At 72.8% G+C, this 23,822-nt stretch carries 25 protein-coding genes; 17 read left to right on the forward strand and 8 right to left on the reverse strand.

Features of this window, described 5'->3' with window-relative positions; translation table 11 throughout:
• The first annotated feature begins 65 nt into the window (after positions 1-65).
• Together OHA89_RS28005 and OHA89_RS28010 are read left to right on the forward strand one after the other, a co-directional pair.
• Entirely contained in the window at positions 66-1,196 is a 1,131-nt protein-coding gene (locus OHA89_RS28005; RefSeq protein WP_266610450.1) for a S9 family peptidase, read from the forward strand.
• Positions 1,197-1,393: 197 nt separating this feature from the next.
• A complete protein-coding gene (locus OHA89_RS28010) occupies positions 1,394-2,827 on the forward strand; it encodes a hypothetical protein (protein ID WP_406367374.1) in 1,434 nt (477 codons plus the stop codon).
• Positions 2,828-2,876: 49 nt separating this feature from the next.
• On the opposite strand, the gene OHA89_RS28015 is transcribed toward OHA89_RS28010, so the two are convergent.
• Both OHA89_RS28015 and OHA89_RS28020 read right to left on the reverse strand, forming a co-directional pair.
• Positions 2,877-3,272, reverse strand: a complete 396-nt coding sequence (locus OHA89_RS28015; protein ID WP_215139870.1) for a VOC family protein — start codon at positions 3,270-3,272, stop codon at positions 2,877-2,879.
• 60 nt (positions 3,273-3,332) lie between these two features.
• Positions 3,333-4,223 (reverse strand): neutral zinc metallopeptidase, encoded by an 891-nt coding sequence (locus OHA89_RS28020; RefSeq protein WP_406367375.1) that lies wholly within the window; start codon positions 4,221-4,223, stop codon positions 3,333-3,335.
• A gap of 275 nt (positions 4,224-4,498) precedes the next feature.
• Between OHA89_RS28020 and OHA89_RS28025 the strand changes: the two genes are divergently transcribed.
• The 8 genes from OHA89_RS28025 (at position 4,499) to amaP (ending at position 9,994) form a co-directional block, all read left to right on the forward strand.
• On the forward strand, positions 4,499-6,097 hold the full coding sequence (locus tag OHA89_RS28025; RefSeq protein ID WP_215139868.1) for an ABC-F family ATP-binding cassette domain-containing protein: 1,599 nt from the start codon (positions 4,499-4,501) through the stop codon (positions 6,095-6,097).
• A 384-nt stretch (positions 6,098-6,481) separates the two neighbouring features.
• Positions 6,482-6,703, forward strand: a complete 222-nt coding sequence (locus tag OHA89_RS28030) for a helix-turn-helix domain-containing protein (protein ID WP_030010789.1) — start codon at positions 6,482-6,484, stop codon at positions 6,701-6,703.
• 168 nt (positions 6,704-6,871) lie between these two features.
• Positions 6,872-7,651: an enoyl-CoA hydratase/isomerase family protein gene (locus OHA89_RS28035; RefSeq protein ID WP_266610454.1), complete on the forward strand. Its 780-nt coding sequence runs from the start codon at positions 6,872-6,874 to the stop codon at positions 7,649-7,651.
• A 156-nt stretch (positions 7,652-7,807) separates the two neighbouring features.
• Positions 7,808-8,239, forward strand: coding sequence for an Asp23/Gls24 family envelope stress response protein (locus tag OHA89_RS28040; protein WP_266610456.1), 432 nt, complete (start codon positions 7,808-7,810; stop codon positions 8,237-8,239).
• Positions 8,240-8,256: 17 nt separating this feature from the next.
• Entirely contained in the window at positions 8,257-8,442 is a 186-nt protein-coding gene (locus tag OHA89_RS28045; RefSeq protein ID WP_215139865.1) for a hypothetical protein, read from the forward strand.
• Between the two features lie 7 nt (positions 8,443-8,449).
• Positions 8,450-8,836: a hypothetical protein gene (locus OHA89_RS28050; RefSeq protein WP_266610457.1), complete on the forward strand. Its 387-nt coding sequence runs from the start codon at positions 8,450-8,452 to the stop codon at positions 8,834-8,836.
• Complete coding sequence (locus OHA89_RS28055) at positions 8,833-9,432, forward strand: DUF6286 domain-containing protein (protein WP_266610458.1); 600 nt, start codon at positions 8,833-8,835, stop codon at positions 9,430-9,432. Before OHA89_RS28050 ends, OHA89_RS28055 begins: the two co-directional genes overlap by 4 nt.
• A gap of 4 nt (positions 9,433-9,436) precedes the next feature.
• A complete protein-coding gene (gene amaP, locus OHA89_RS28060; RefSeq protein WP_406367377.1) occupies positions 9,437-9,994 on the forward strand; it encodes an alkaline shock response membrane anchor protein AmaP in 558 nt (185 codons plus the stop codon).
• A 203-nt stretch (positions 9,995-10,197) separates the two neighbouring features.
• Here the strand turns inward: amaP and OHA89_RS28065 are convergent, their stop codons facing one another.
• The 6 genes from OHA89_RS28065 to OHA89_RS28090 all read right to left on the reverse strand — a co-directional run bounded on the left by OHA89_RS28065 (position 10,198) and on the right by OHA89_RS28090 (position 16,629).
• Positions 10,198-10,953 carry an SDR family oxidoreductase gene (locus OHA89_RS28065; protein WP_266610460.1) on the reverse strand — a complete coding sequence of 252 codons (756 nt, stop codon included), beginning with the start codon at positions 10,951-10,953 and terminating at the stop codon, positions 10,198-10,200.
• Between the two features lie 9 nt (positions 10,954-10,962).
• Complete coding sequence (locus OHA89_RS28070) at positions 10,963-11,757, reverse strand: SURF1 family protein (RefSeq protein ID WP_406367379.1); 795 nt, start codon at positions 11,755-11,757, stop codon at positions 10,963-10,965.
• Between the two features lie 69 nt (positions 11,758-11,826).
• Positions 11,827-12,060, reverse strand: a complete 234-nt coding sequence (locus tag OHA89_RS28075; protein WP_215139859.1) for a hypothetical protein — start codon at positions 12,058-12,060, stop codon at positions 11,827-11,829.
• A gap of 87 nt (positions 12,061-12,147) precedes the next feature.
• Entirely contained in the window at positions 12,148-13,161 is a 1,014-nt protein-coding gene (locus OHA89_RS28080) for a DEDDh family exonuclease (RefSeq protein ID WP_406367380.1), read from the reverse strand.
• 75 nt (positions 13,162-13,236) lie between these two features.
• Entirely contained in the window at positions 13,237-15,846 is a 2,610-nt protein-coding gene (locus tag OHA89_RS28085; RefSeq protein WP_406367381.1) for an MXAN_6230/SCO0854 family RING domain-containing protein, read from the reverse strand.
• A gap of 150 nt (positions 15,847-15,996) precedes the next feature.
• Positions 15,997-16,629: a TetR/AcrR family transcriptional regulator gene (locus OHA89_RS28090; RefSeq protein ID WP_215139856.1), complete on the reverse strand. Its 633-nt coding sequence runs from the start codon at positions 16,627-16,629 to the stop codon at positions 15,997-15,999.
• Positions 16,630-16,785: 156 nt separating this feature from the next.
• On the opposite strand from OHA89_RS28090, the gene OHA89_RS28095 reads away from it, so the two are divergent.
• From OHA89_RS28095 to OHA89_RS28125, 7 genes are all read left to right on the forward strand, one after another.
• Complete coding sequence (locus tag OHA89_RS28095) at positions 16,786-17,583, forward strand: acetoacetate decarboxylase family protein (RefSeq protein WP_215139855.1); 798 nt, start codon at positions 16,786-16,788, stop codon at positions 17,581-17,583.
• Between the two features lies 1 nt (position 17,584).
• Positions 17,585-18,469 carry an SDR family NAD(P)-dependent oxidoreductase gene (locus OHA89_RS28100; RefSeq protein WP_406367383.1) on the forward strand — a complete coding sequence of 295 codons (885 nt, stop codon included), beginning with the start codon at positions 17,585-17,587 and terminating at the stop codon, positions 18,467-18,469.
• Between the two features lie 11 nt (positions 18,470-18,480).
• A complete protein-coding gene (locus OHA89_RS28105) occupies positions 18,481-19,785 on the forward strand; it encodes an amidohydrolase family protein (protein ID WP_257556902.1) in 1,305 nt (434 codons plus the stop codon).
• Positions 19,782-21,002, forward strand: a complete 1,221-nt coding sequence (locus OHA89_RS28110; protein ID WP_215139852.1) for an amidohydrolase family protein — start codon at positions 19,782-19,784, stop codon at positions 21,000-21,002. The genes OHA89_RS28105 and OHA89_RS28110 overlap by 4 nt, the downstream gene beginning before the upstream one ends.
• 145 nt (positions 21,003-21,147) lie before the next feature.
• Positions 21,148-22,035, forward strand: a complete 888-nt coding sequence (locus OHA89_RS28115; protein ID WP_266610471.1) for a sterol desaturase family protein — start codon at positions 21,148-21,150, stop codon at positions 22,033-22,035.
• Positions 22,032-22,739 (forward strand): lysoplasmalogenase, encoded by a 708-nt coding sequence (locus tag OHA89_RS28120; RefSeq protein ID WP_266610473.1) that lies wholly within the window; start codon positions 22,032-22,034, stop codon positions 22,737-22,739. The genes OHA89_RS28115 and OHA89_RS28120 overlap by 4 nt, the downstream gene beginning before the upstream one ends.
• Before the next feature lie 30 nt (positions 22,740-22,769).
• The gene (locus OHA89_RS28125) at positions 22,770-23,813 is read left to right on the forward strand and encodes a zinc-dependent alcohol dehydrogenase family protein (RefSeq protein ID WP_266610474.1); all 1,044 of its coding nucleotides are present in this window, start codon (positions 22,770-22,772) and stop codon (positions 23,811-23,813) included.
• Positions 23,814-23,822: the final 9 nt, after the last annotated feature.

A 23,822-nucleotide genomic window follows, 5' to 3' on the forward strand; every position in this document is an offset into this window, starting at 1 on the left:
CGCGGCGACCGTCGGAACGATCGCCTCCGGTGGCCCGCCGAAGCCCGCGCCTCGACACTGGAGCAGTGCGTACCGCGACAGCGACGGCAGCGGCCGTCACCACCACCCTCCTGGGCACCGCCGTGGCCGCTGTCGCGGCCGGCCGGTACGCCGCCGACGTGGCCCTGCGGCCCCAGCCCGGGCGCCCGCTGCCCGGCAGTCCGCGCCTGAGCGTCCACTCCACCGCCGCCGACCGGGTCGTGCTGACCCGCTCGCTCGGCTCCCTGCGCCCCGGTACGTACGGACTCGACGCCCCCGGGGTGCACGCCGTGATCGGCCCCGTGCTCCCCGACGCCGAGCACGGCCCGGACACCGTCGTACGCCGGCTCCTCGCCGTCACCCACGGCAGCCTCGACCCCGGCACCCGAGTCACCCTGACCCCCCAGGTCCACCTCGGGAACCCGCGCACCGCCCTCGGGCTCGACCACGCCGACGTCGACGTCCCCGGGGAGCTCGGCGCCCTGCCCGCCTGGTTCGTGCCCGAGGCCCGCGACACCTGGGTCATCACCGTGCACGGGCTCGGCGCCGGCCGCGAGCACCCGATGGTGGTCATGCCCTTCCTGCACCGGCACCGGCTGCCCGTCCTGGACCTGGCCTACCGCGGCGACCTCGGTGCCCCCGCCTCCCCGGACGGCCTCGGCCACCTCGGCGAATCGGAGTGGCGGGACCTGGACGCCGCCATCCGCTACGCCCTGCGCTACGGCGCCCGCCGCGTGATCCTGCACGGCTGGTCCACCGGCGCCACCATGGCCCTGCGCGCCGCCGAGCGCTCGGCGCTGGCCGGCCGGATCGCCGGGCTGGTGCTGGACTCTCCCGTATTCGACTGGCACACCACCCTGCGCGCGCTCGCCGCGGCCCGCCACACCCCGGCCCCGGTGCTCCCGCTCGCGGTCCGGGCCGCCGAGAGCCGCGCGGGACTGCGCGCCGACCGCCAGGCGCCCCTGGCGGACCCGGGCACGCTGCGCCTCCCCGTACTGATCTTCCACGGCCCGGACGACACCCTCGCGCCCTGGGAGCCCTCGCGGCGGCTCGCCGCCGCACGCCCCGACCTCGTCACCCTGCACCCCGTGCGTCAGGCCGGCCACGGCGCGATGTGGAACGCCGACCCGGACGGATACGAGGAGGCCCTGCGGCGCTTCCTCACCCCCCTCATGTGAACGCGTGTGAACGTGTGTGAACACTCGTCTGAGTGCTCGCGTGAGTGCTCGAGTGCGTTCTCACGTGCACTTTCTTGTGAAGGGGATGTGGCGGCGAGAGCCCTGTGGGTGACTTGCCCCGGTCTGGACCTCGGGCCGGCCTTGGAAACGGCTGGTTCCGTTTGGGCTTTCGGCCAGTGACGGGCGAGACTGCTTCCGTGACGTCCCGAAAGCCTGATGAGCAGTTGGCTCGCGACTCCAGACTCCGACTCGTCTACCCGAGGTCCGTTAGTACGGCCCGCAAGGCGGTGACGGACCGACGTACCCGGCCCGCCCCGAGGCCCCCGGCGGGCACCCCCGCCACGGCCGACCTCGCGAACCGGGCCCGTGCCTCGCTCGCCGACGCCGTACGACTGACCCGCTGGGCCGAACTCAACCTCGGTGCGGGCGACGGGGGCCGGCCCGCCCCCACGGGCGCCCTGCCCGCCGCCGACGTCGAACGCGCCGCCGGGGAACTGAACCTGACGCACGGCCAGATCAGGGTCGGCTGGGACCGCGCCCGGCTCGCCGGCCTGGTCGAGGTGCACGGAGGCCACGCCCGGCCCGGCTGGCGCCTGCGCGCCTGGGACCGCGACGACACCGCCGTACTGCGCGGCTGGGTCGCCCTCTTCGACGCCTGGTCCCTCGTGCACCCCGCCCCCGCCGACATCGCCCCCGCGGCCGTCGCCGAGGTCGTCGAGGCGATGCCCCAGCTGCTGTCCCTGCTCCAGCTCTCCGCCGGGCCGGTGACCGTCCCCGACCTCCTCGACCTGCTCGGGCAGCGCGTCACCGAACTGCGCGACGAGCGCTGCGAGGTCCCCTACGACGCCCTGTCGCAGGCGGCGCCCGACCAGCCGGACGCCGAGCCGGCGGCCGCCCCCGCACCGCCCGTCCCGCTCGCCCGGCTGCTGCGCTGGGCGCTCGGCGGACTCGCCGCCGTGGACGCCGTCACCCTCGGCCCCGCACGGGCCGCGCTCACCCCGCTCGGCAGCTGGGCGGTCTGGGTCAAGCTGGAGCAGATCTGCGTGGCCGCGCAGAGCCCCGCCGGGAACATCGAGCAGTCCGCCGCCGCCATGCTGCACGGCTGCGCCCGGCTCACCCCGGGCCCGGCCCGCGCCGAGTACCAGGCCTGGCTCGCCGCCCGGCCCGTCCGCCACGCCGTCAGTGAGCTCCTGCTCGCCGCCCGCGGCGAGGACGCCCTGCTGCGCGGCCTCGCCTTCGAGGCGCTGCGCGTCGTCGGCGCCCCCGCCGAACCCGAGGTGCGCGCCGCCGTTCGCGAGCCCGCCCTGCGCCCCTACGCCCTGCTCTGGCTCGCCGAGCACGACGGGGTCGACCCCGACGAGGCGCAGGACGTCCTCACCGCCGAGGAGTCGACCTGGCTCTGGGTGGACACCGCGGCCGCCATCGCCGACCACGGCGAAGCCGACCTGCTGGCCCGCCACCTCGACTCGGCCGTCAGGACCACCGTCCCGAGGCTGCTGGACGAGGTCCGCGCGGTCGGCCACCCGCGCACCGTGCAGGTGCTGGTCGCGCTGGCGGCGGCCCACCCCGACCCGGCCCTGGCCAAGGCGGTCCGCCGGGCCGCCTTCCAGGTCCACACCGGCGGCGCGTAGCCCCGTAGGAGCGAAGGCGGCGAAGGCGGGGACGTACCCGCCGCGGGTCTCAGACCTGCGGCGCGTACGTCCCGAAGCTCCAGATGTTGCCCTCGCCGTCCCGGGCCATGTAGTCGCGGGAGCCGTAGTCCTGGTCGGTGGGCTCCATCAGGATCTCCGCACCGTGCTCGGCGGCCCGCCGGTGGTGGGCGTCCACATCGTCGACCACGACATAGACCCCCGAGGGCCCCGCGTCCCCCATGGCCTTGTCGAAGACCCCGCCGGTGCCCTTGCTGCCCAGCATCACCACGCCGTTGCCGTAGGCCAGCTCCGCATGCACCACCGAGCCGTTCTCACCCTCGTACACCGCGACCTGGCTGAAGCCGAAGGCCTCGGTCAGCAGCTTGATGGCCGCCTTGGCGTCGCGGTAGACCAGCGTGGGACAGATGGACGGAACGCCTGCCATGACGATCACTCCCTCTCTTGACGGTGACCCACGTCACAGCATGGCAGGCGCCGCTGACAGTCAGCGGAAGGTGTTGCACTGGGCCATGTCACCGGTGTGGTAACCCTGGTAGAACCACTGCTGGCGCTGCTCGGCCGACCCGTGCGTCCAGCTCTCGGGGGTCACCCGGCCCTGGAACTTCTCCTGGATCCGGTCGTCGCCGACCGCGGCCGCCGCGTCCAGGCCGTCCCTGATGTCCTGGTCGGTCAGGCTGGTGATCAGCGGCCGGCCGGTGGACTCGTCCGGGACCTTCGTCGCGTTGTGCGCCCACACCCCGGCGTAGCAGTCCGCCTGGAGCTCGACCTTGACGGCGTTGCTGTTCGCGCCCTGCTGCCCGTCCTGGGCCCGCTGGAGCGTTCCGGTCAGGTTCTGGATGTGGTGCCCGTACTCGTGGGCGACGACGTACGCCTGGGCGAAGGGGCCGCCGCTCGCGCCGAACTTCGTCCGCAGGTCGTCGAAGAACCCCAGGTCCAGGTAGACCCGCCGGTCGGTGGGGCAGTAGAAGGGGCCGACCGCCGAGGTGGCCGCCCCGCAGGCGGTGTTCACCCGGCCGCTGAAGAAGATCGTCGACGCCGGGGCGTAGGTGCCGCCCCGCCTGGTGAACTCCTGCCTCCAGAAGTCCTGGGTGCTGTTGACCACCGCGACCAGCCGGCAGTCCTCCCGGGCGTTCGCGTCCCGCCCCTTCTTGCAGGTCTGCTCCACCTGGCTCACGGAGGACGAGGCGGGCGCCGGCTCCTGGTCCCCGGAGGAGAGCCCCAGCTGCTCGGGTCCCACACCGAACAGGAGGCCCAGGACCAGCGCGATCAGTCCGACGATGCCGCCGCCGATCGTGGCCCTCCCGCCCGGGACGCGGCTGCCGCGCACGTCCTTGACCTCGGAGGTGTCCAGATCGGCGTCATCGTCGAACTGCATCCCGCACCGCCCTCCATCCGTGCAGCCAGGGGGCCGCGTGGCCACCTGCGGCGAGTATCAACCCATTCATCCTGATACGCGCCCCGGCCCGCCGGTGCGGCCCATGAGCCGAACGGGGGACACGGAAGAGGGCGCCCGGGGCGTCCACCGGCCCGGAAAGTAGTTGCGCACCCCCGGTAGAATGTCTCTCATGGCAAATCTCCTCGCGGATTAGCGGCGTCGAAGCATCGCGTCCTGCCCCCCTTCCGCCGTCCCCACCGCCCTGGAGTATTTCCGTGATCACCGCCACCGGCGTCGAGCTGCGCGCCGGCGCCCGCGTCCTCATCGAGTCCGCCTCCTTCCGCATCGCCAAGGGCGACCGCATCGGCCTGGTCGGCCGCAACGGAGCCGGCAAGACCACCCTCACCAAGTGCCTCGCGGGCGAGGGTCAGCCCGCCGCCGGCTCCATCACCCGCTCTGGCGAGGTCGGCTACCTCCCGCAGGACCCGCGCACCGGCGACCTCGACGTGCTGGCCAGCGACCGGATCCTGTCCGCGCGCGGCCTCGACGTCCTGCTCAAGAAGATGAGGATGAACGAGGAGCGCATCTCCAGCGGCGCCGGCGCCACCCGTGAGAAGGCGCTGCGCCAGTACGAGCGCCAGGAGACCGAGTTCCTCACCAAGGGCGGGTACGCCGCCGAGTCCGAGGCCGCGACCATCTCGGCCGCCCTCGGGCTGCCCGACCGGGTCCTCGGCCAGCCGCTGCACACCCTCTCCGGCGGTCAGCGACGCCGTGTCGAGCTCGCCCGGATCCTCTTCTCGGACGCCGACACCCTGCTCCTCGACGAGCCCACCAACCACCTCGACGCCGACTCGATCGTCTGGCTGCGGGACTACCTGAAGAACTACCGCGGCGGCTTCGTCGTGATCTCCCACGATGTCGACCTGGTCGAGACCGTCGTCAACAAGGTCTTCTACCTGGACGCCAACCGCTCCCAGATCGACGTCTACAACATGGGCTGGAAGCTCTACCAGCAGCAGCGCGAGGCCGACGAGAAGCGCCGCAAGCGCGAGCGCCAGAACGCGGAGAAGAAGGCCGCGGCCCTGAACTCGCAGGCCGACAAGATGCGCGCCAAGGCCACCAAGACCGTCGCCGCGCAGAACATGGCCAAGCGCGCCGACCGGCTGCTCGCCGGCCTGGAGGCCGTCCGCGTCTCCGACAAGGTCGCCAAGCTGCGCTTCCCGGACCCGGCGCCCTGCGGCAAGACCCCGCTGACCGCCGAGGGCCTCTCGAAGTCGTACGGCTCGCTGGAGATCTTCACCGACGTCGACCTGGCCATCGACAAGGGCTCCCGCGTCGTCATCCTCGGCCTCAACGGCGCCGGCAAGACCACCCTCCTGCGCCTGCTGTCGGGCACGGAGAAGCCGGACACCGGCACGGTCGTTCCCGGTCACGGCCTCAAGCTCGGCTACTACGCCCAGGAGCACGAGACCCTGGACCCGGAGCGCACGGTCCTGGAGAACATGCGGTCCTCCGCGCCCGACCTGGACCTGGTCGCCGTCCGCAAGACGCTCGGCTCCTTCCTCTTCTCCGGGGACGACGTGGACAAGCCCGCCGGGGTGCTCTCCGGCGGCGAGAAGACCCGTCTGGCCCTGGCCACGCTGGTCGTCTCCTCGGCGAACGTGCTGCTGCTCGACGAGCCCACGAACAACCTCGACCCCGCCAGCCGCGAGGAGATCCTGGGCGCCCTGCGCACGTACAAGGGTGCGGTCATCCTCGTCACGCACGACGAGGGCGCCGTCGAGGCGCTGGAGCCGGAGCGGATCATCCTGCTTCCGGACGGCGTCGAGGACCTGTGGGGCCCGGACTACCGGGACCTGGTCGCCCTCGCCTGACCGCCCGGCCGCCCGGTCGCCTGCCGATCCGGTGCTGATCCGGTGCTGATCCAATTCCTTATGGATCATTCGGCTCAGGGGTGATCCATCATCTGAGTGAGACGGTCTCGTACCGTTGCACGTCGTACGACGGCCCCGGTCGCGCTCCCAAGAGCGCGCGACCGGGGCCGTCCGTCTATCCGTTTCCCGCCCCTGACCTGGTGATTCCCGATGAGGGCGGCGGAGTGTGACGGAGGTCATGCAGCGGAAGAGAAGATTCCGTTCTGCTCGGGTGTCCACCCCTCGGGAAATGCGGCCGTACCGACCTTGCGGAATGGGTGGCCAGGAAGCGTGGGAGGGGTGATCATGAGAAGTCCAGAGCGCACTTCCCATGAGGAGGCACGGGTGGCCGAGACTCTGAAGAAGGGCAGCCGGGTAACCGGCGCCGCGCGCGACAAGCTCGCGGCAGACCTGAAGAAGAAGTACGACTCCGGTGCGAGTATCCGGGCACTGGCCGAAGAGACCGGCCGGTCCTATGGATTCGTCCACCGGATGCTCAGTGAGTCCGGGGTTTCGCTGCGCGGTCGCGGTGGCGCGACGCGGGGCAAGAAAGCGGCTACGGCCTGACCCTGGTCCCATCGGTTCCGACGCTCGAACGTTTCACACGGCTTCAAAGGCTTCACATGGTCCAACGTTTCCTTCGGTGACCCCCGGTCGGCCTCCCGGTCGACTGGGTGGTTACTGTGCAGTCACTTAGGCCGGCTTTGCGGCCGACTGCACACCGGAGGCATACAGATGACTCTGCTCGACAAGGACGGCGTACGACTCACCGTCGACGGCTCGCTCGCCACGGTGACACTGACCAATCCGGCCAAGCGAAACGCCCAGTCCCCCGCGCTCTGGCGGGCTTTGGCGGAGGCCGGAAGGTTGTTGCCGGGCACCGTCCGGGTCGTCGTGCTGCGCGGCGAGGGCAAGTCCTTCTCCGCCGGGCTCGACCGGCAGGCGTTCACCCCCGAGGGTTTCGAGGGCGAGCCGTCCTTCCTCGATCTGGCACGCGGTTCGGACGAACTGCTCGACTCCACGATCGCCGAATACCAGGAGGCATTCACCTGGTGGCGGCGTAACGACATCATCTCCGTCGCTGCGGTGCAGGGGCACGCGATCGGCGCCGGCTTCCAGCTCGCGCTCGCGTGCGACCTGCGCGTGGTCGCCGACGACGTGCAGTTCGCCATGCGCGAGACCAGCCTGGGTCTGGTCCCCGACCTGGCCGGCACCCAGCCCCTCACCTCCCTGGTCGGCTATGCCCGCGCCCTGGAGATCTGCGCCACGGGCCGCTTCGTGCATGCCGAGGAGGCCGAGCGGGTGGGCCTCGCCAACCTCGTGGTCCCCGTCGACGAGCTCGACGCCGCGGTCCAGGACCTCACCACCGCCCTGCTGGCACCGCCGCGCGACGCCGTAGTCGAGACCAAGGCCCTGCTGCGCGACGCGCAGTCCCGCCCGTACGACGACCAGCGCACCGCCGAGCGCGCCGCCCAGGCCCGCCGCCTGCGCGACCTGGCGGGTCTCTCGGACTGACCTGCGGCGCCGCTGCCGGGGCGGAGCCTTGGGGGCACCTCCCGGCGGTAGCCGGGGGAGGAACGGTTCCGGCCGACCGGCGTAGTCCCGGGGCGGCGGCGCGGTCACGCGCCTAACGTGGTGAGGAGTGAGTCCGCACGCGTGAAGGGACACTCCATGACCGAATCCGCATCAGGGGGCTCCTCCAGGGAAGCCGCCGACCGGGGCCGCACCACCATTGCCGACGGGGTGGTCGAGAAGATCGCCGGGCTGGCCGCGCGCGAGGTGGTCGGCGTGCACGCCATGGGCAGCGGCAGCGGGCTCTCCCGTACCTTCGGCGCCGTCCGCGACCGGGTCCCGGGCGGCGCGAAGGCCTCCGTCAGCCGTGGGGTCAAGGCGGAGGTCGGCGAGGTCCAGACCGCCCTCGATCTGGAGATCATCGTCGATTACGGCGTGTCGATCAGGGAGGTGGCCCGGGCGGTCCGTGAGAACGTCATCTCGGCGGTCGAGCGGATGACCAGCCTGGAGGTCGTCGAGGTCAACATCGCGGTCAGCGACGTCAAGCTGCCCGACGAGCCCGACGAGGAGCCGGAGTCCCGGCTCCATTAGCCGAGAGGAGCCACGCAATGAGCATGGCGGTCGCCGGCATGTTCGCCGGCATGGCCCTGGCGTTCGCCGGATACTTCGGCGGCTTCGGAGCCTTCCTGCTGGTGGCGGCGCTGGGCGCCATCGGCTTCGTCGCCGGCCGGTTCCTCGACGGGGACCTGGAACCCGGGGACCTGTTCCGGCGCCGCGACGACCGGCGCGGGTGAGGCGCCGATGAGCAACCCGCCCAAGGCCGTCGCGCCCAAGGCCCTCCCGCCCCGGGTGGCTCCCGCCGACCGGGGGGCCACCCGCATCGCCGACCGGGTCATCGCCAAGATCGCCGCCCAGGCCGCCCGGGAGGCGCTCGTCGCGCCGCCACCCCGGGCGGCGGCTCCGCACGCCACCGTCACCGTGCACCACGACATCGCCCGGGTACGGGTGAGCCTGGAGCTGGACTACCCCTCCGACATCGCCGCCCAGTGCGCGGCCGTACGCCGTCAGGTCGCCCTCCGGATCGAGGAGTGCGCGTCGATGTCCGTACCCGAGGTGGACATCGACATCGAGCACCTGCACTCCGCGCACGCCCGGCCCGCTGCCGGGCGGGACCGGCGGCTGCGGTGACCGACACCGTCCCCGGGACCCCGCACGAACCGCATGCACCGCACGAATCGCACGAACCGCGCGTCCACCGGCTGCGCTCCGCCCGGCGCGTGCCGGCCGCGCTCACCGCGCTCGCCCTCCTGGGGGTGGCCGGCCTGTTCCTGTACGACCTGGCCGCCGTACGGGCCCACCGGCCCGGCATGAGCTGGCGCCACGAGCTCGCCCGGCAGCTGGACCGGCACACCCCGGCCGACCTGAGCGTGCTGCTGGGCGGCGGTGCCCTGGCCGTCGCCGGGGCGGTGCTCCTGCTGCTGGCGTTCACCCCCGGGCTCCGCGGGATCCTGCCCATGCGGACTCCGGACGGCGACACCGGGCTGCGGGCCGGGCTCGGGCGCAAGGACGCCGCGCAGGTACTGCGGGACCGGGCCATGGAGGTGTCCGGGGTGCGCTCGGTCCGGGTCAAGGTGGGCCGCTCCCGCATCGGGGTCCGGGCCACCTCGCACTTCCGCGAACTGGACGACGTACGGGCCGACCTCGACGCGGTGCTCGCCGTCGGCATCGAGGAACTCGGCCTCGCACACCCGCCGCACCACCCGCACGTCCGGGTCAGGAGGTGACGGGATGCTCGGGGCGGTGAACCGCATCCTGCTGGCCGTGACGGGCTTGGTCCTGCTGGCGGCCGGCGCCTCGGTGCTCGCGGCGTCCTGGCCGTTCGGCGGCCGCCACGCGCCGCTGCTGACCGAGGAGACCCGGCGCACGTACTGGCATGCCGACGGCTGGTGGAGGTGGGCGGTGATCGCCGGCCTCGGGCTGTGCGTGCTGCTGTTGCTGTGGTGGCTGCTGTCCCAGCTGAGGCGTTCGCGGCTGCAGGCGGTGGACGTGGACACCGGGGACGGGGCGTTCGCCCTGCTGCGGGGGCGCGCCCTGGAGGAGGCGGTGGCGGCGGAGGCCGGGGCCCTGGACGGGGTCGCCCGCTGCCGGGTCGCGCTGCGCGGCAGGCGGGGATCGCCCGCACTGCGCATCGCGCTGGAACTGGAGCCCCACGCCGTCCCCGCCGACGTCCTGGCCGCCCTCGCGGGCCCGGTCCTGACCCACGCCCGCACCTCGGCGGGCCTCGCCGCACTGCCGACGGAGGCCCGCCTGAAGGTGACGGCACACCGGGCCCAGCGCGTCACCTAGTGCTGTGACCGGAAAGGTTCACCGGGTCACGACGCCCGGCACGGCACCTCGCCGCGTTGTCGGACCGCGCAAGTACGTCCAGTACGACCCGCGGGCCTCCGCCTTGCGATGCACCGCACCTGGGGGCACCTCCCAGCGGTAGCTGGGGGAGACGCGACCCGGCAAACCTTCCCGGCCACAGCACTGGGCCGGCGGACAGCGGGTCAGAAGCCGTGCCGGGAGCCGCCGTCGACCGGGAGCATGATGCCCGTCAGGTACGAGGCCGCCGGGGAGAGCAGGAACGCCGCCGCGCGGCCGAACTCCTCCGGGGTGCCGTAGCGCCGCAGCGGGATGCGGGACTCGTGCCCCGCCCGGGCCGCCTCCGCGTCCCCGGACAGGGCGTCGAGCTCCCGCACCCGGTCGGTGTCGATCCGCGCCGGGAGCAGGCCGACGACCCGGATCCCGCGCGGGCCGAGGTCCACCGAGAGGGACTTCGCGAAGCCGGCCAGGCCCGGGCGCAGGCCGTTGGAGATGGTCAGGCCGGGGATCGGCTCGTGGACCGAGCCCGACAGGACGAAGCCGATGACCCCGCCCTCGCCCAGCTCGGCGGCGGCCGCCCGGGCGAGGCGGACCGCGCCCAGGAAGACCGACTCGAAGGCGGCCGACCACTGTTCGTCGGTGTTGTCGGCCGCGAGGCCCGGGGCCGGGCCGCCGACGCTGATGAGGATGCCGTCGAGGCGTCCGAAGCGCTCGCGCGCGGTGGCGACGAGCCGCCCGGCCGCCGCCGGGTCGGAGTTGTCGGCCGCCACACCGGCCGCGTTCGGGCCGAGCGAGGCGGCGGCGTCGGCCGCCCGCTTCTCGTCACGGCCCGTCAGGAGGACCTTCGCGCCGTCGGCGGCCAGTTCCCGGGCGGAGGCGAAGCCGAGGCCGCGCGTGGCCCCGGTGACGATGTAGACACGGTCCTTCAGTCCAAGATCCATGCCGACACGCTACGCCGTCGCGGGCTCCCGCTCGGCGCCGGATCCGGATCCGGCCGCCTGCTCCTCGCGCTCGCGCTTCTCGCGCCGTACGAGGACCACCCAGCCCACCGGGACCGCGGACGCGAACAGCCACCACTGGACGGCGTACGCCATGTGCGCGCCGATCGAGTCGTGGTCGGGCTCGGCGACCATCTGGGGGCTGCCGCCGGCCGGGGCCGGGCCGGTGAGCTCCAGGTAGCCGCCGAGGACGGGCCTGCCCAGGGACTCGGCCTGCTGCGTGCTGTTGATCAGCATCACCTGGCGGTCCGGCAGGCCCTTGCGGTCCTTGATGCCGCTGCCGGCGCTGGTCTCGTCGGCCTTCAGCCGGCCGGTGACCGTGACCTCGCCCGAGGGGGCCGCCGGCACCGGCGGGTACGCGCGGGGGTCGTCGCCGCCCGGCACCCAGCCGCGGTTGACGAGCACCACCCGGCCGTCGCCGAGGACGAGCGGGGTCAGGACGTGGAAGCCGACCTTGTCGTCGTTGTCGGTCCGCATCCGGACGACCACCTCGTGCGCGGTGTCGTACGTGCCGGTCGCGGTGACCGCCCGCCAGAAGTCCGCGCGGGGGACCCGGTGGCCGGGGGAGGTGACCTCGGTCATGGGGACCGGCTCCGCCCGCAGGTTCGCGTCGATGAGCTGGTTCTGCGCGACCCGGTGCTCATGGCGGTGGAACTGCCAGAACCCCAGCTTGATCATCACGGGGATGAGGACGAGGGCGATGAGGGTGAGGCACACCCACTGCCGGGTCAGCACAAAGCGGTACACGCCCACGACGGTACCCCCAGCGGGGTCGGCCCCGGACGGCCGGGTGGCCGTACGGGGCCGACGCGGACGTCAGACGCGGTCGACGATGCCCACCTTCCCCTCCGCACGGGCGCAGTGCGCCCCGCAGAACCACTGCCCCTCGACCTCGACGCCCTGTCCGATGATCTGGACCCGGCAGTGCTCGCAGACGGGCGCCATGCGGTGAATGGCGCAGGAGAAGCAGTCGAAGACGTGCACGGCGCCCTGCGCGTGCACCTCGAAGGACATGCCGTAATCGTTTCCGCAGACCTCACAACGTGCCATGCGCCGAATGCTGCGCACGGCGGCGGACCGGAACAAGATCCACCGGGGTGAGTCGCCGCGCCGGCACCCACCCGGCGCAATCGGGGATCAGTCCGCGGGGCGCTCGGCGGCTCGGTCGGCGGCGCGGTCCTCGGCCGCCGCGACGTCCCGCAGCAGCTGGGTGAAGGCGGCCTCGTCGACCACCGGCGTGCCGAAGGACTTCGCCTTGACCGTCTTCGAGGTCGCCGAGTCCGGGTCGTTCGTCACCAGCAGGCTGGTGAGCCGCGACACGCTCGTCGCGATGTGCAGACCCGCCTCGACCGCGCGGTCCTCGAGCAGCTCCCGGTCCACGGAGGTGTCGCCGGAGAAGGCGATCCGCATGCCCTGCTTCAGCGGCTTGCCGTCCTCGTAGCGCCCCGGGTTCGGGTGCGGGCACGGCGGCCGCTTGCGCGAGGGCCGCCAGCTGCCGCCCCGGTAGGAGGCCTGGTAGCCCACCCGCGGGGTGGCGGGGGAGTCCGACCACTCCGTCAGCGGCCGGCATTCCAGCAGGGGCAGCCGTACGCCGTCCCGCGCGGCCGCGTGCAGGGACGGACGGAACGCCTCAGCCAGCACCCGGGCGTCGTCGAGCGCGTGGTGGGCGCGCTGCTGGACCACGCCGAAGTGCGCGGCGAGCGACTCCAGCTTGTGGTTGGGCAGCGGGAGGTTCAGCTCCTTCGACAGGGCGATGGTGCACAGCCGCTGACGGACCGGCGCGGTCTCGGCGGCCCGCGCGTACTCCCGGGCGATCATCTGCCAGTCGAAGATGGCGTTGTGGGCGACCAGCACCCGGTCCGCGAGCCGGCCGGCGAACTCCTCGGCGATGTCCTTGAAGAGCGGTGCGCCGGAGAGCATGTCGCTGGTGAGACCGTGGATCCACACCGGCCCGGGATCCCGTTGCGGGTTGACCAGGGTGTACCAGTGGTCCTCCACATTGCCCTGCGCGTCGAGCCGGTAGACGGCGGCGGAGACTATCCGGTCGTCGCGAGCGAGCCCGGTGGTCTCCACGTCGACGACCGCGTACCCCTGTGGGTACGCGGTCGGCCACATCGTCTCTGCGGTCGTACGGTCGTCGAGCATGGTCACAGAGGATATCGGCCCCGACTGACAGCTGTGGCCCGAAGGCCTCGAGGCCCTCCCCGGGACGAGCCGGCCCCGAGTTCAGCCCAGGGCGGCGACGAGGTCGCCCGCCGCGAGCTGTTCGAGGCCGCAGCCGTCAACGGGCCCCGGCAGCAGGCGGTATACGGAGCCGCTCGCGCGGGACGGCGCGACATCGCCGTCGACCAGCGCGAGGAAGGCGGACCGCCCGGAGGCGGCGCGGCCCGCGAGGGCGTCGACCGCCGCCGAGCGCACCAGGTCCTCCGGGTCGCACAGCCCGACCACGCGGGCGGCGAAGGCCGCGGTGTCCTCGTCCACCCGCCGCCGGAAGGTCCACAACTCGTCGGGGTCGGCGGGCCGGGGTGTGCGGCGCATCACGGTCACCTCGGGGCAGCGGGCGGCCGCATGCCAGCCCGCCAACTCCCACAGGGTGGTGCGCCCGGTGGAGAAGTGCTCGAAGAGGTCGCGCCCGACGCGGGCCAGATCGACGACGTGCGTCCGCACACTGTGGTGGCCCTCGTCCTTCGGCAGGTGGACGTCGGTCCACAGGAACCCGCGCCGCTCGAGGTCGACGAGGAGCGGTACGTGGATCCGCGAGTTGCCGACCAGGTCGTACCGCTGGCGGACGGTCCGCGGGTCGTAGCGGGAGGTGCGGCCGGTGCGTCCCGGCAGGGCCATGAACCCGGCGAAGGCGTCGGGCAGCAGCTCGAAGGGGATGTTGTTGAAGCTGAAGACGACCGGCATGACGAAGCGCACGCCCAGGTCTGCGACGGCGTCCAGGTCGATGTCCACGTACTCGCTGGCGCCGTGCGGCGCGGGCGCCGAGACGAGGTCCCCGGAGTGGACCACGGCGCCGTCGCCGTAGACGAGGTGCGTGTAGTCGCAGTGGCCCACGCGGTTCCAGTCCGCGTCGAACAGCACCACCGACAGGTCCAGGTCCACCCGCTTCCTCGGCGGTTCCATCCAGTGCAGGAACATGCGCAGCACCTCACCGTCGGGCAGCGCCTGGAAGCTGCCCTTGGGGACGGTGACCAGGGCCTTCGCCGAGGCCCGCTCTGCGGACGGGACGTGGAGATGGGCCAGGCGCGAGTCGATGACCGCCACGTCGTACGGGTCGGCAGCGGCGAGCCGGCGCAGCACCTCGGCCTCGAACAGCGCGCATACGGAGCGGGTCACGGCCTCGGCGAGCGGGGCCCGGTCCTCCGCCCGCGTGTAGGAGTGCGTGACCTGCCCGCGGGGGAAGAACACCCGCCGTGTGCGCGGCAGATGGCGGATCCGCAGCTGCCCGAGCGCGGACAGCAGCGGCCCCGGGCCCACCTTCGGGAGCCGCTGTTCCAGTACCTCGGCCACCTGCGGGGGCAGGGCCTCGGCCGCGTACAGCCGCAGCAGGTGGTCGAGGCGCCGGACGAGTTCGCCGGGCCGCTCGGCCAGGACGGCGAGGGCGCGGTCCGGGTCGCCGCCGCGCAGGGCCTCCTCGGCCCGGCCCGTCCAGGTGGCCGCCCGGATCCGGCCGCCGTCGATGCGTACGGCGTCCGGGTGCGCGGCGGCGGTGGCGAGCAGGGCGGTGACGAGGGCGGTGCCCGTGCCGGTGCTGGTTCCGCGCAGCACGGCGAAGGCGAGCGCGGCACGCGGGTGGCGGGCGTACTGCTCGAAGGGGTGGAGGATCTCGGCGGCGCGCTTCCACAGGTCGGCGTGGCGCAGGACGTCCTCGACGAGCAGGACCGGGTCGAGCGCGTCCAGGACGGCGAGCAGTTCGCGGCGCAGCGGCCGGGGCAGCGACCGCAGCCGCGGCGGTTCCAGCAGGTCGGCCTCGCCGCCGGACCACACGGCGAGCAGGCGGAGCACGTCGGTCGCGGTGGTGAGCCGCTCGGGCAGCAGGGTCCGGACGGCCGCGTGGGTGCGGCGTTCGCGCAGCAGGCTGCCGAGGAGCAGGGCCTTGGTCTCCCGTACGGGTACGGCATCGGGGAGCCAGCCGAGGTCGGTGGGGGCGTGGGCGAGGAGGACCCGGGTCTCCTCGGTGTCCTGCGGGGAGAGGGGGGTGCGGCGCGCGAGCAGTCTGCCGAGCGCGGTGACCGAGTCGCCCGCCCGGTCGGCGCCGAAGGACAGCAGCCGCAGCGGTCCCGCGTACCCGTCTCCTGCGGAGTCCGTCTCGCCCGTCTCGCCGATGGCGGCGGGCCGCAGGAACGGGTCGGCCGGATCCACGCGCCGGTGGCAGATCGGGCAGCCCGTGTAGTCGGCGCCGTCCCAGCAGGTCCGGCAGACCAGGTGGGCGCACGGGGAGACGGGGTGGACGCTGCCCGCGGTCGCGCAGAGTACGCACGGCTGGTCCGGCCACTGCGCGAGCAGCGTGCGGACGCGGTCGACCCAGAGCCCGTGGGTGTCGTCGGGCACGGAGGCCGGGAAGGAACGGAACAGCGGCATGTGGGTGCGGTCGGCGCCCAGGAGGGTGTCGATGTCGCGGACCAGCTGGGTGCCGGCCTGGGCCAGTCCGGTGGGGCCCAGCCAGGCGAGCGCGGCCCGCAGCGGGGCCGTCAGGGCGTGTCCCCGGTCGAGGAGTTCGGCCTCCAGGGCCGTCAGGCCCCCGGCTGTCGGCGGATCGCCCGGGCGCGGCCCGGCCTGGTCGACGTAAACGGTGTGCAGACGGCGCAACAGGACGGTCGACAGCTCGGGCAAAGGGGGGATTCCTCCGGAACCGGAAAGGGATGAGGGCGGGGACGGAGAGGGGACGCGCTACGGGTGTCAGAGAAGGTGAGAAGGAAGCACGTCGCGGAGCCGCCCCCGCGCAGCAGATACAACCACGGCGGGCGGGCGCGCGCACATGATTTACCGCGGCGCCGCCGAGGGCGCCAACAGAGCCTGCACGAGGGCCCGTACGGAGAGCAGGAAGAGCCGTTCCGGGTCGGCCGGGCGGGCCAGCGCGCGGGCGAGCGCCGGGTCGTGGGGGGCGGCGACCGGGTCCCAGAGCTCGCTCTCGGCGGGGGACTGGGCCGGCGCGCGCTCGCGATTGCGCTCGACGAGCAGGAAGCCGACGATCTGGAACTGGATCGCGCGCACCGCGTCGGCGGCCCGGGCGCCGCGCAGTCCAGCGGCGTGCACCTCGTGCACCAGGGCCTGCTGCGCGGGCAGGAACATCCGCTCGGTGAGACCGCGTTCGTGGACCATCGCGATCAGGTGCGGGCGCTCGCGCAGTTCGCGGCGCAGGGTCCGGGCCACCGACAGGATCCGGTCGGCGGGGGTGCGGCCGGCGGGGAGGATCGCGCCCATCTCCTCGACGGTCCGCCGCACGAGGGCGTCGAGCAGTGATTCGCGGTTGCCGACGTGCCAGTAGATGGAGGTCACCGCGGTGCCCAGCTCCGCGGCCAGTTTGCGCATGGTGAGGGCGGCCGGGCCGTGCTGCTTGACCAGGGAAGCCGCGGCGTCCAGCACCTCGTCGCGGGTCAGCGTGCTTCTGGCCATGGATCCGGCCCACCCATCTGTCGAGTCTTTGGAACTGGCACAGTGTCAGTTCTGGTGCGTGCAGGGGTCTTTACCCTTCATCGGTGGCGGTGTAACTGTGTTACAGAACCTCCCCCAGCTACCGCTGGGGGGACCCCCAGAAGGGTGGTGCGAGACATGGCACGCGTACGGTACGGAGCGCGGACCGAGGCCGAGATCGCGGCGTCGCGCGAGAAGAGTTCCAAGCTCCCCGACATCTGGTCCACCGGCGTGGTGGCCGTCTGGGAGAGCGACCCGGACGTGGTGGCGGCGGTCCTGCCCCCGCCGCTCAAGCCGGCCGACCGGCCTCTCGTACGGGCCAACATCAGCAAGGTCGACCTGCCCGGCTACCCCCTCGGCGCCGGCTCGGTGGCCGTCGCCGCCCAGCACGGCGGGGTCGAGGGCTGGTACCCGCTGGTCATGCCGATGACCCTCGAGCGCGCCCTGACCGGCGGCCGCGAGGTCTTCGGCGAACCGAAGAAGCTGGGCGAGGTCACCGTCGAGCGAGAGGGTCTCGTCGTACGGGCCGCCCTCGCCCGGCACGGCATCGCCTTCGTCGAGGTGCGCGGGGCGGTCGACCGTGAACTGCCGCTGCCCGAGCCCACCCAGAAGACCGACTTCTACTTCAAGTTCCTGCCCGCCGTGGACGGTTCGGGCTTCGACGTCGACCCGGTGCTCGTCCACTGCACCCGCAACGAGAAGGTCCGCAAGCTGGAGCACATCACCGGTGACGTGGTGCTCCGCGAGTCCATGTTCGACCCCGTGGCCGACCTCCCCGTCCGCCGGATCGTGGAGATCACCATCGGCGAGAAGACCACCGACCAGAAGGGCAGGGTCGTCGAGCGGGTCAGCGCCCAGGCCCTGCTCCCGTACATCCACCAGCGGTACGACGACCCGATGCAGATCCTGGACGGGCCGCCCGAGGGGAGTGTGTGACGTGCGAGTCGAACCGGGACAGGTGGCCGTCGTCACCGGCGCCGCCAGCGGCATCGGCCTGGCCATGGCCCGCCGCTTCGCCGCCGAGGGAATGAAGGTCGTCCTCGCCGACGTGGAGGAAGGCGCCCTGCGCAAGGCCGCCGACGACCTCGCCGCCGACGGGGCCCAAGTGCTCGCCAGGCAGGTCGACGTCAGCGACCGCGACTCCGTGGTCTCCCTCGCCGACGCGGCGTACGAGACCTTCGGCGCCGTGCACGTGCTCTGCAACAACGCGGGCGTCGGCTCGGGCGCCGAGGGCCGCATGTGGGAGCACGAGCCCAACGACTGGAAGTGGGCCTTCTCCGTCAACGTGTGGGGCGTCTTCCACGGCATCCAGGCCTTCGTCCCCCGCATGATCGCGGCCGGGGGGCCGGGTCACGTCGTCAACACCTCCTCCGGGGACGGCGGCATCGCCCCGCTGCCCACCGCCTCCGTCTACGCCGTCACCAAGGCGGCCGTGGTCACCATGACCGAGTCCCTGTACGCCCACCTCAAGGCGGAAGGCGCGGCCGTCGGCGCCTCCGTCCTCTTCCCCGGACCGCACATGCTGCGCACCGGGCTGTGGGAGTCCCACCGCAACCGGCCCGACCGGTACGCGAAGCAGCGCCCGCGCAAGTCCCCGTACCGCAGCCTCGACCAGTACGAGGCGGCGATGAGACAGGCCGGGCACGAGGTGGCGTTCACCCCGGTGGAGGAGGTCGCCGAGCACGTCCTCGACGGCATCCGCGCCGACCGCTTCTGGATGCTCCCGGCGAGCGAGCACAGCGACCGGCAGATCCGCGCCCGGTCGCAGTCGATGCTCGACCGCGCCAACCCCGCCTACCTGGAAAGCTTCATCCTCGACTGAGGGGCGTTGCAGTGAGTGACACGCTAGGAAAAGACCCGGCCGAAGACCCGTACCTGATCATCTCCTCCGACTGTCACGCGGGCCTCCCCACGGAGCAGTACCGGCCCTACCTGGATTCCCGCTTCCACCCCCAGTTCGACGAGTTCCTCGGCGAGCGCGACGCCCGCCGAGCGGAGGCCACCCGGCTGGGCGTCCGCAACGAGGCCTTCGCCGAGAAGTGGTTCCACGACCACGAGGAAGGCCTCAAGGGCGGCTGGGACACCGGACAGCGGCTGAAGGAACTCGACGGCGACGGCGTGGCCGCCGAGGTCGTCTTCCCCGACGCGGACGCCGTCGACAGCCAGACTGCGGCCCCCTTCGGGGTGGGCCTGGGCCTCTCCGGCGACCAGGACCCCGAGCTCGGCATGGCGGGCGCGCAGGCGCACAACCGCTGGCTCGCCGAGTTCGTGTCCGAGAATCCCGAGCGCCACTGCGGCGTCGCCCTGCTCCCCATCACCGGCGAGCCGTCGAAGGTCGTCGCGGAGATCCACCGGGCGAAGGAGTCCGGGCTGGGCGCCCTGATGATCCCCGCGATGTGGGTGGACAAGGCCCCCTACCACGACCGCCGTTACGATCCCGTCTGGGCGGCCGCGGCCGAGACGCAGATGCCGGTCGTCACCCACTCCGGGTCCTCGCCGCGCCACGAGTACGGGGACCACCTGGGCATCTTCGTCTCCGAGGTCACCTGGTGGCCGGCCCGCCCGCTGTGGTTCCTGCTGTGGTCCGGGGTCTTCGAGCGCCACCCCGGCCTGAAGTTCGGCGTGGCGGAATCGGGCTGCTGGTGGCTGCCGAACCAGCTCTGGTTCATGGACCGCCTCTACCTCGGGGCGCACGGCGGCAAGAAGCTCTCCCCGTTCGAGGAGCTCAAGCGCCCGCCGAGCGAGTACCTGGACCGGCAGGTCTTCATCTGCGCGACGAACACCAAGCGCCGGGAACTGGCCCAGCGCTACGAGATCGGCGTGGACAACATCCTGTGGGGCTCGGACTTCCCGCACCCCGAGGGCACCTGGCCCGACACCCGGAACTGGCTGCGCAAGACCTTCCACGACATCCCGGTCGCGGAGACCCGCCGGATGCTGGGGCTGGCGGCGGCCGAGGTCTTCGGCTTCGACACGGAGAAGCTCGCCCCGATCGCCCGCCGGATCGGCCCCACCCCGGCCGAGCTGGGCCAGTCCCCGGACCAGTCGGCGGTGGAGGCCTCCTGGGCCCGCTCCCGCGAGGTGGGCCGGCACTGGCTGACGGAGCACGACTTCCCGGTGCTGGGGGTCTCGCGATGACCGGCGACCGGTACACCGTGATCTCGGCGGACTGCCACGCGGGCGCCGACCTCCTGGACTACAAGCCGTACCTGGAGAAGCGTCACCACGACGACTTCGACGCCTGGGCCGCCACCTACGTGAACCCGTACGAGGACCTCCTCGCGGACACGGCGGACCGGAACTGGAACTCCCGGCGCCGGCTGGCCGAGCTGGAGGCGGACGGCATCGTCGCCGAGGTCGTCTTCCCCAACACCATCCCGCCGTTCTTCCCCAAGGCCTCCCTGATGGCCCAGCCGCCGACGGCAGCGGAGTACGAGATGCGCTGGGCCGGGCTCCAGGCCCACAACCGCTGGCTGGCGGACTTCTGCGCGGACGCGCCGGGCCGCCGGGCGGGCGTGGTCCAGATCCTGCTGAACGACGTGGACGCGGCCGTGAAGGAGATCCGCCGTACGAAGGAGGCGGGCCTGACGGGCGGCATCCTGCTGCCCGGAGTCCCGCCCGGCTCGACGGTCCCGGAGCTCTACTCGGCCGACTACGACCCCATCTGGGCGGTGTGCGACGAACTGGACGTGCCGGTCAACCACCACGGCGGCTCGGCCTCGCCGCCCCTGGGGGACGAACCAGCCGCCCGCGCGGTCTTCATGGTCGAAACCACCTGGTTCTCGCACCGCGCCCTGTGGCACCTCGTCTTCGGCGGCACCTTCCGCCGCCACCCGGGCCTCAAGCTGGTCCTGACGGAGCAGGGCTCCGGCTGGATCCCGGGCGTGCTGGAGATGCTGGACTACTACCACGGCCGGCTGGTCGCGGCCTCGGCCACGGCCGAGTCCAAGTTCGGGGCGGGCCTCGCCGAGGCGATGGGCAAGGGCCCGAGCGAGGTCTGGCGGGACAACTGCTTCGTGGGCGCGAGCTTCATGCGCCCCCACGAGGTCCCGCTGCGGGAGCGGATCGGCCTCGACAAGATCATGTGGGGCAGCGACTACCCCCACGACGAGGGCACGACCCCGTTCTCCCGCGAAGGCCTCCGCATCGCCTACGCGGGCCTCCCGCGCGCCGAGGTCGCCGCGATGGTCGGCGGCAACGCGGCCCGCGTCTACGGCTTCGACCTCCCGCTGCTGGACGCGGTGGCGGCGAAGTGCGGCCCCCGGGTCTCGGAGATCGCGGAACCCCTGACCGAGATCCCCCCGGAGGCCACCAGTCCGGCCTTCGCCCGCGGCGGCTCGGTCCGCGTCTGGTGACGGGCCTCCGCCGGGGCGGATCACGGAAGGCATGCGTGATCCGCCCCGGCGGGATCGTGCTCTCGCGAACCAGCGGTAACCCCGATGGATACCGATCGGTAACAACCTCTAGCGGTGCCCCCGGAGGCGCCTCTATGGTGCGGTCATGCCGAACCTGCCCGATGTCGTGCTGTGGTCCATACCGGCCTTCGTGCTGCTCACCGTCCTGGAGGTGGTGAGCTACAGGCTCCGTCCCGACGAGGACGCCGCCGGGTACGACACCAAGGACGCGGTCACGAGCGTCACCATGGGTCTCGGCAGCATCGGATTCGACCTGCTGTGGAAGATCCCGGTCGTCGCGGTCTTCACCGCGGTCTACGAACTCACCCCGCTGCGGGTGCCGTTCCTGTGGTGGACCGCCCTGCTGATGCTGCTCGCCCAGGACTTCCTGTACTACTGGCAGCACCGCGGCCACCACGTCATCCGCATCCTGTGGGCCTGCCACGTGGTCCACCACAGCAGCCGGCGGTTCAACCTCACCACCGCCCTGCGCCAGCCCTGGACCAGCGCCACCACCTGGTGGTTCTACCTGCCCATGGTGGCCCTCGGCGTGCACCCCGCGGCGATCCCGTTCTGCTACGGGATCAACCTCCTGTACCAGTTCTGGGTCCACACCGAGCGCATCGGGAAGCTGCCCCGCCCCTACGAGTACGTCTTCAACACCCCCTCCCACCACCGCGTCCACCACGCCTCCCAGGGCGGATACCTGGACCGCAACTTCGGCGGGATCCTGATCATCTGGGACCGGATGTTCGGCTCCTGGGTGGGGGAGACGGAGCGGCCCGTCTACGGGCTCACCAAGAACATCGGCACCCACAACCCGCTGCGCGTGGCCACCCACGAGTACGCCGCCATCGCCCGCGACGTACGGGCGGCCCGCAGTTGGCGCGAGCGCGCCGGACGCGTCTTCCGCGGCCCCGGCTGGCAGCCCGCCCCGGTCCCGGCCACCGCCCCGGCCCCCGCCGCGCAGGCCGCTCCGGAGCACGCGGCATGAGCGCCGCCGCCTCCCGTACGCCGTCCTGGGCCCGCCCCGTCCCCGAACGGGGCGCAGCCGCCGCCCGCGCGCTGCTCGCCGCCTTCGCCGCGGCCACCGTCGTCGACCTCGGCTCGCTGCTCGCCGGCTGGCACCTCGGGCACGTCCTCGCCAAGCCGCTGCTGATGCCGCTGCTGGTGGCGTACGTGATCACCCGCCGCGCGCCCCGCCTGCTGGTCGCCGCCCTGCTGTTCGGCTGGGGCGGGGACCTCGCCCTGCTCTTCGACGCCGAGCCCGCCTTCCTGATCGGCATGGGCTCCTTCGCCGCCGGGCACGTCTGCTACCTCGTGCTCTTCGGCCGGCGCGCCGCCAACCCCCTGCTCGGGGGCGCGTACGGCCTCGCCCTCCTCGGGACCATCGGTCTCATGTGGGCGGACCTCCCGGCCGATCTGCGCATCCCCGTCGCCGGCTACAGCCTGCTGCTCACCGCCATGGCCTTCCGCTCCAGTGCCCTCGGGCTGCGGGCCGGGATCGGCGGAGCGCTGTTCCTGCTCTCCGACACGCTCATCGCGACCGGGGTCGCCGAGTGGCCGCAGCTGCCCCGGCCCGACTTCTGGATCATGGCGACCTACCTGGCCGCCCAGTACCTGCTGGCCACGGGCACGCTCACCTCCGCGCAGGCGTACCGTATGACGGTCCCACAAGGGCAGCACAGCCAAGACTGAACCATCCCCGAGCCGGAGGACTGCCTCACCATGCGCGCCACCGTCATCCACGCCCCGCACGACATACGCGTGGAGGAGGTGCCCGACGCTGTGATCCAGCGCCCCGAGGACGCCGTCGTCCGCGTCCTGCGTGCCTGCATCTGCGGCAGCGACCTGTGGGCCTACCGCGGCGAGGCCGCGCGTCAGCCCGGTCAGCGCATCGGCCACGAGTTCCTGGGCATCGTCGAGGAGACCGGCTCCGCCGTGTCCGGCCTGCGTGCCGGCGACCTCGTCGTCGCGCCCTTCATGTGGTCGGACGGCACCTGCGACTACTGCTCCGAGAGCCTCTTCACCTCCTGCGAGTACGGCGGCTTCTGGGGCTCGGTCGGCCACGACGGCGGCCAGGGCGAGGCCGTCCGCGTCCCGCACGCCGACGGCACCCTGGTGAAGCTGCCCGCCGAGGCCGCCTCCGACGACCACCTGCTCACCGGGCTGCTCGCGCTGTCCGACGTCATGGGCACCGGCCACCACGCGGCGCTGGGCGCGGGCGTGCGCAAGGGCTCCACGGTCGCCGTCGTCGGTGACGGCGCGGTCGGCCTGTGCGGCGTCCTCGCCGCCAAGCGCCTCGGCGCCGAGCGGATCATCGCGCTGGGCCGCCACACCGTACGTACGGACATCGCCAAGCTCTTCGGCGCCACCGACGTCGTCGCCGAGCGCGGCGAGGCCGCCGAGGCGGCCGTGCGCGAGCTCCTCGGCGGCCGGGGCGCGCACGCGGTCATCGAGGCGGTCGGCACAGAGCAGTCCATGCGCACCGCCGTGAACATCACCCGCGACGGCGGGGCCATCGGCTACGTCGGCGTGCCGCACGGCAGCGGCACCGGTCTCGACCTCGGCGTGATGTTCGACCGCAACATCACCCTGCGCGGGGGCGTGGCCCCGGTCCGCGCCTACATCCCGGAGCTGCTGGAGGACGTGCTCAGCGGAGCCATCGACCCGGCGCCGGTCTTCGACCGGGCCGTGTCCCTGGACGAGGTCCCGGAGGGCTACCGTGCGATGGACGACCGCAGCGCGCTCAAGGTGATGATCAAGCCCTGACGCCGCATG

Origin of the sequence: Streptomyces sp. NBC_01546, assembly GCF_045208355.1 — a bacterium.
Taxonomy (GTDB): domain Bacteria; phylum Actinomycetota; class Actinomycetes; order Streptomycetales; family Streptomycetaceae; genus Streptomyces.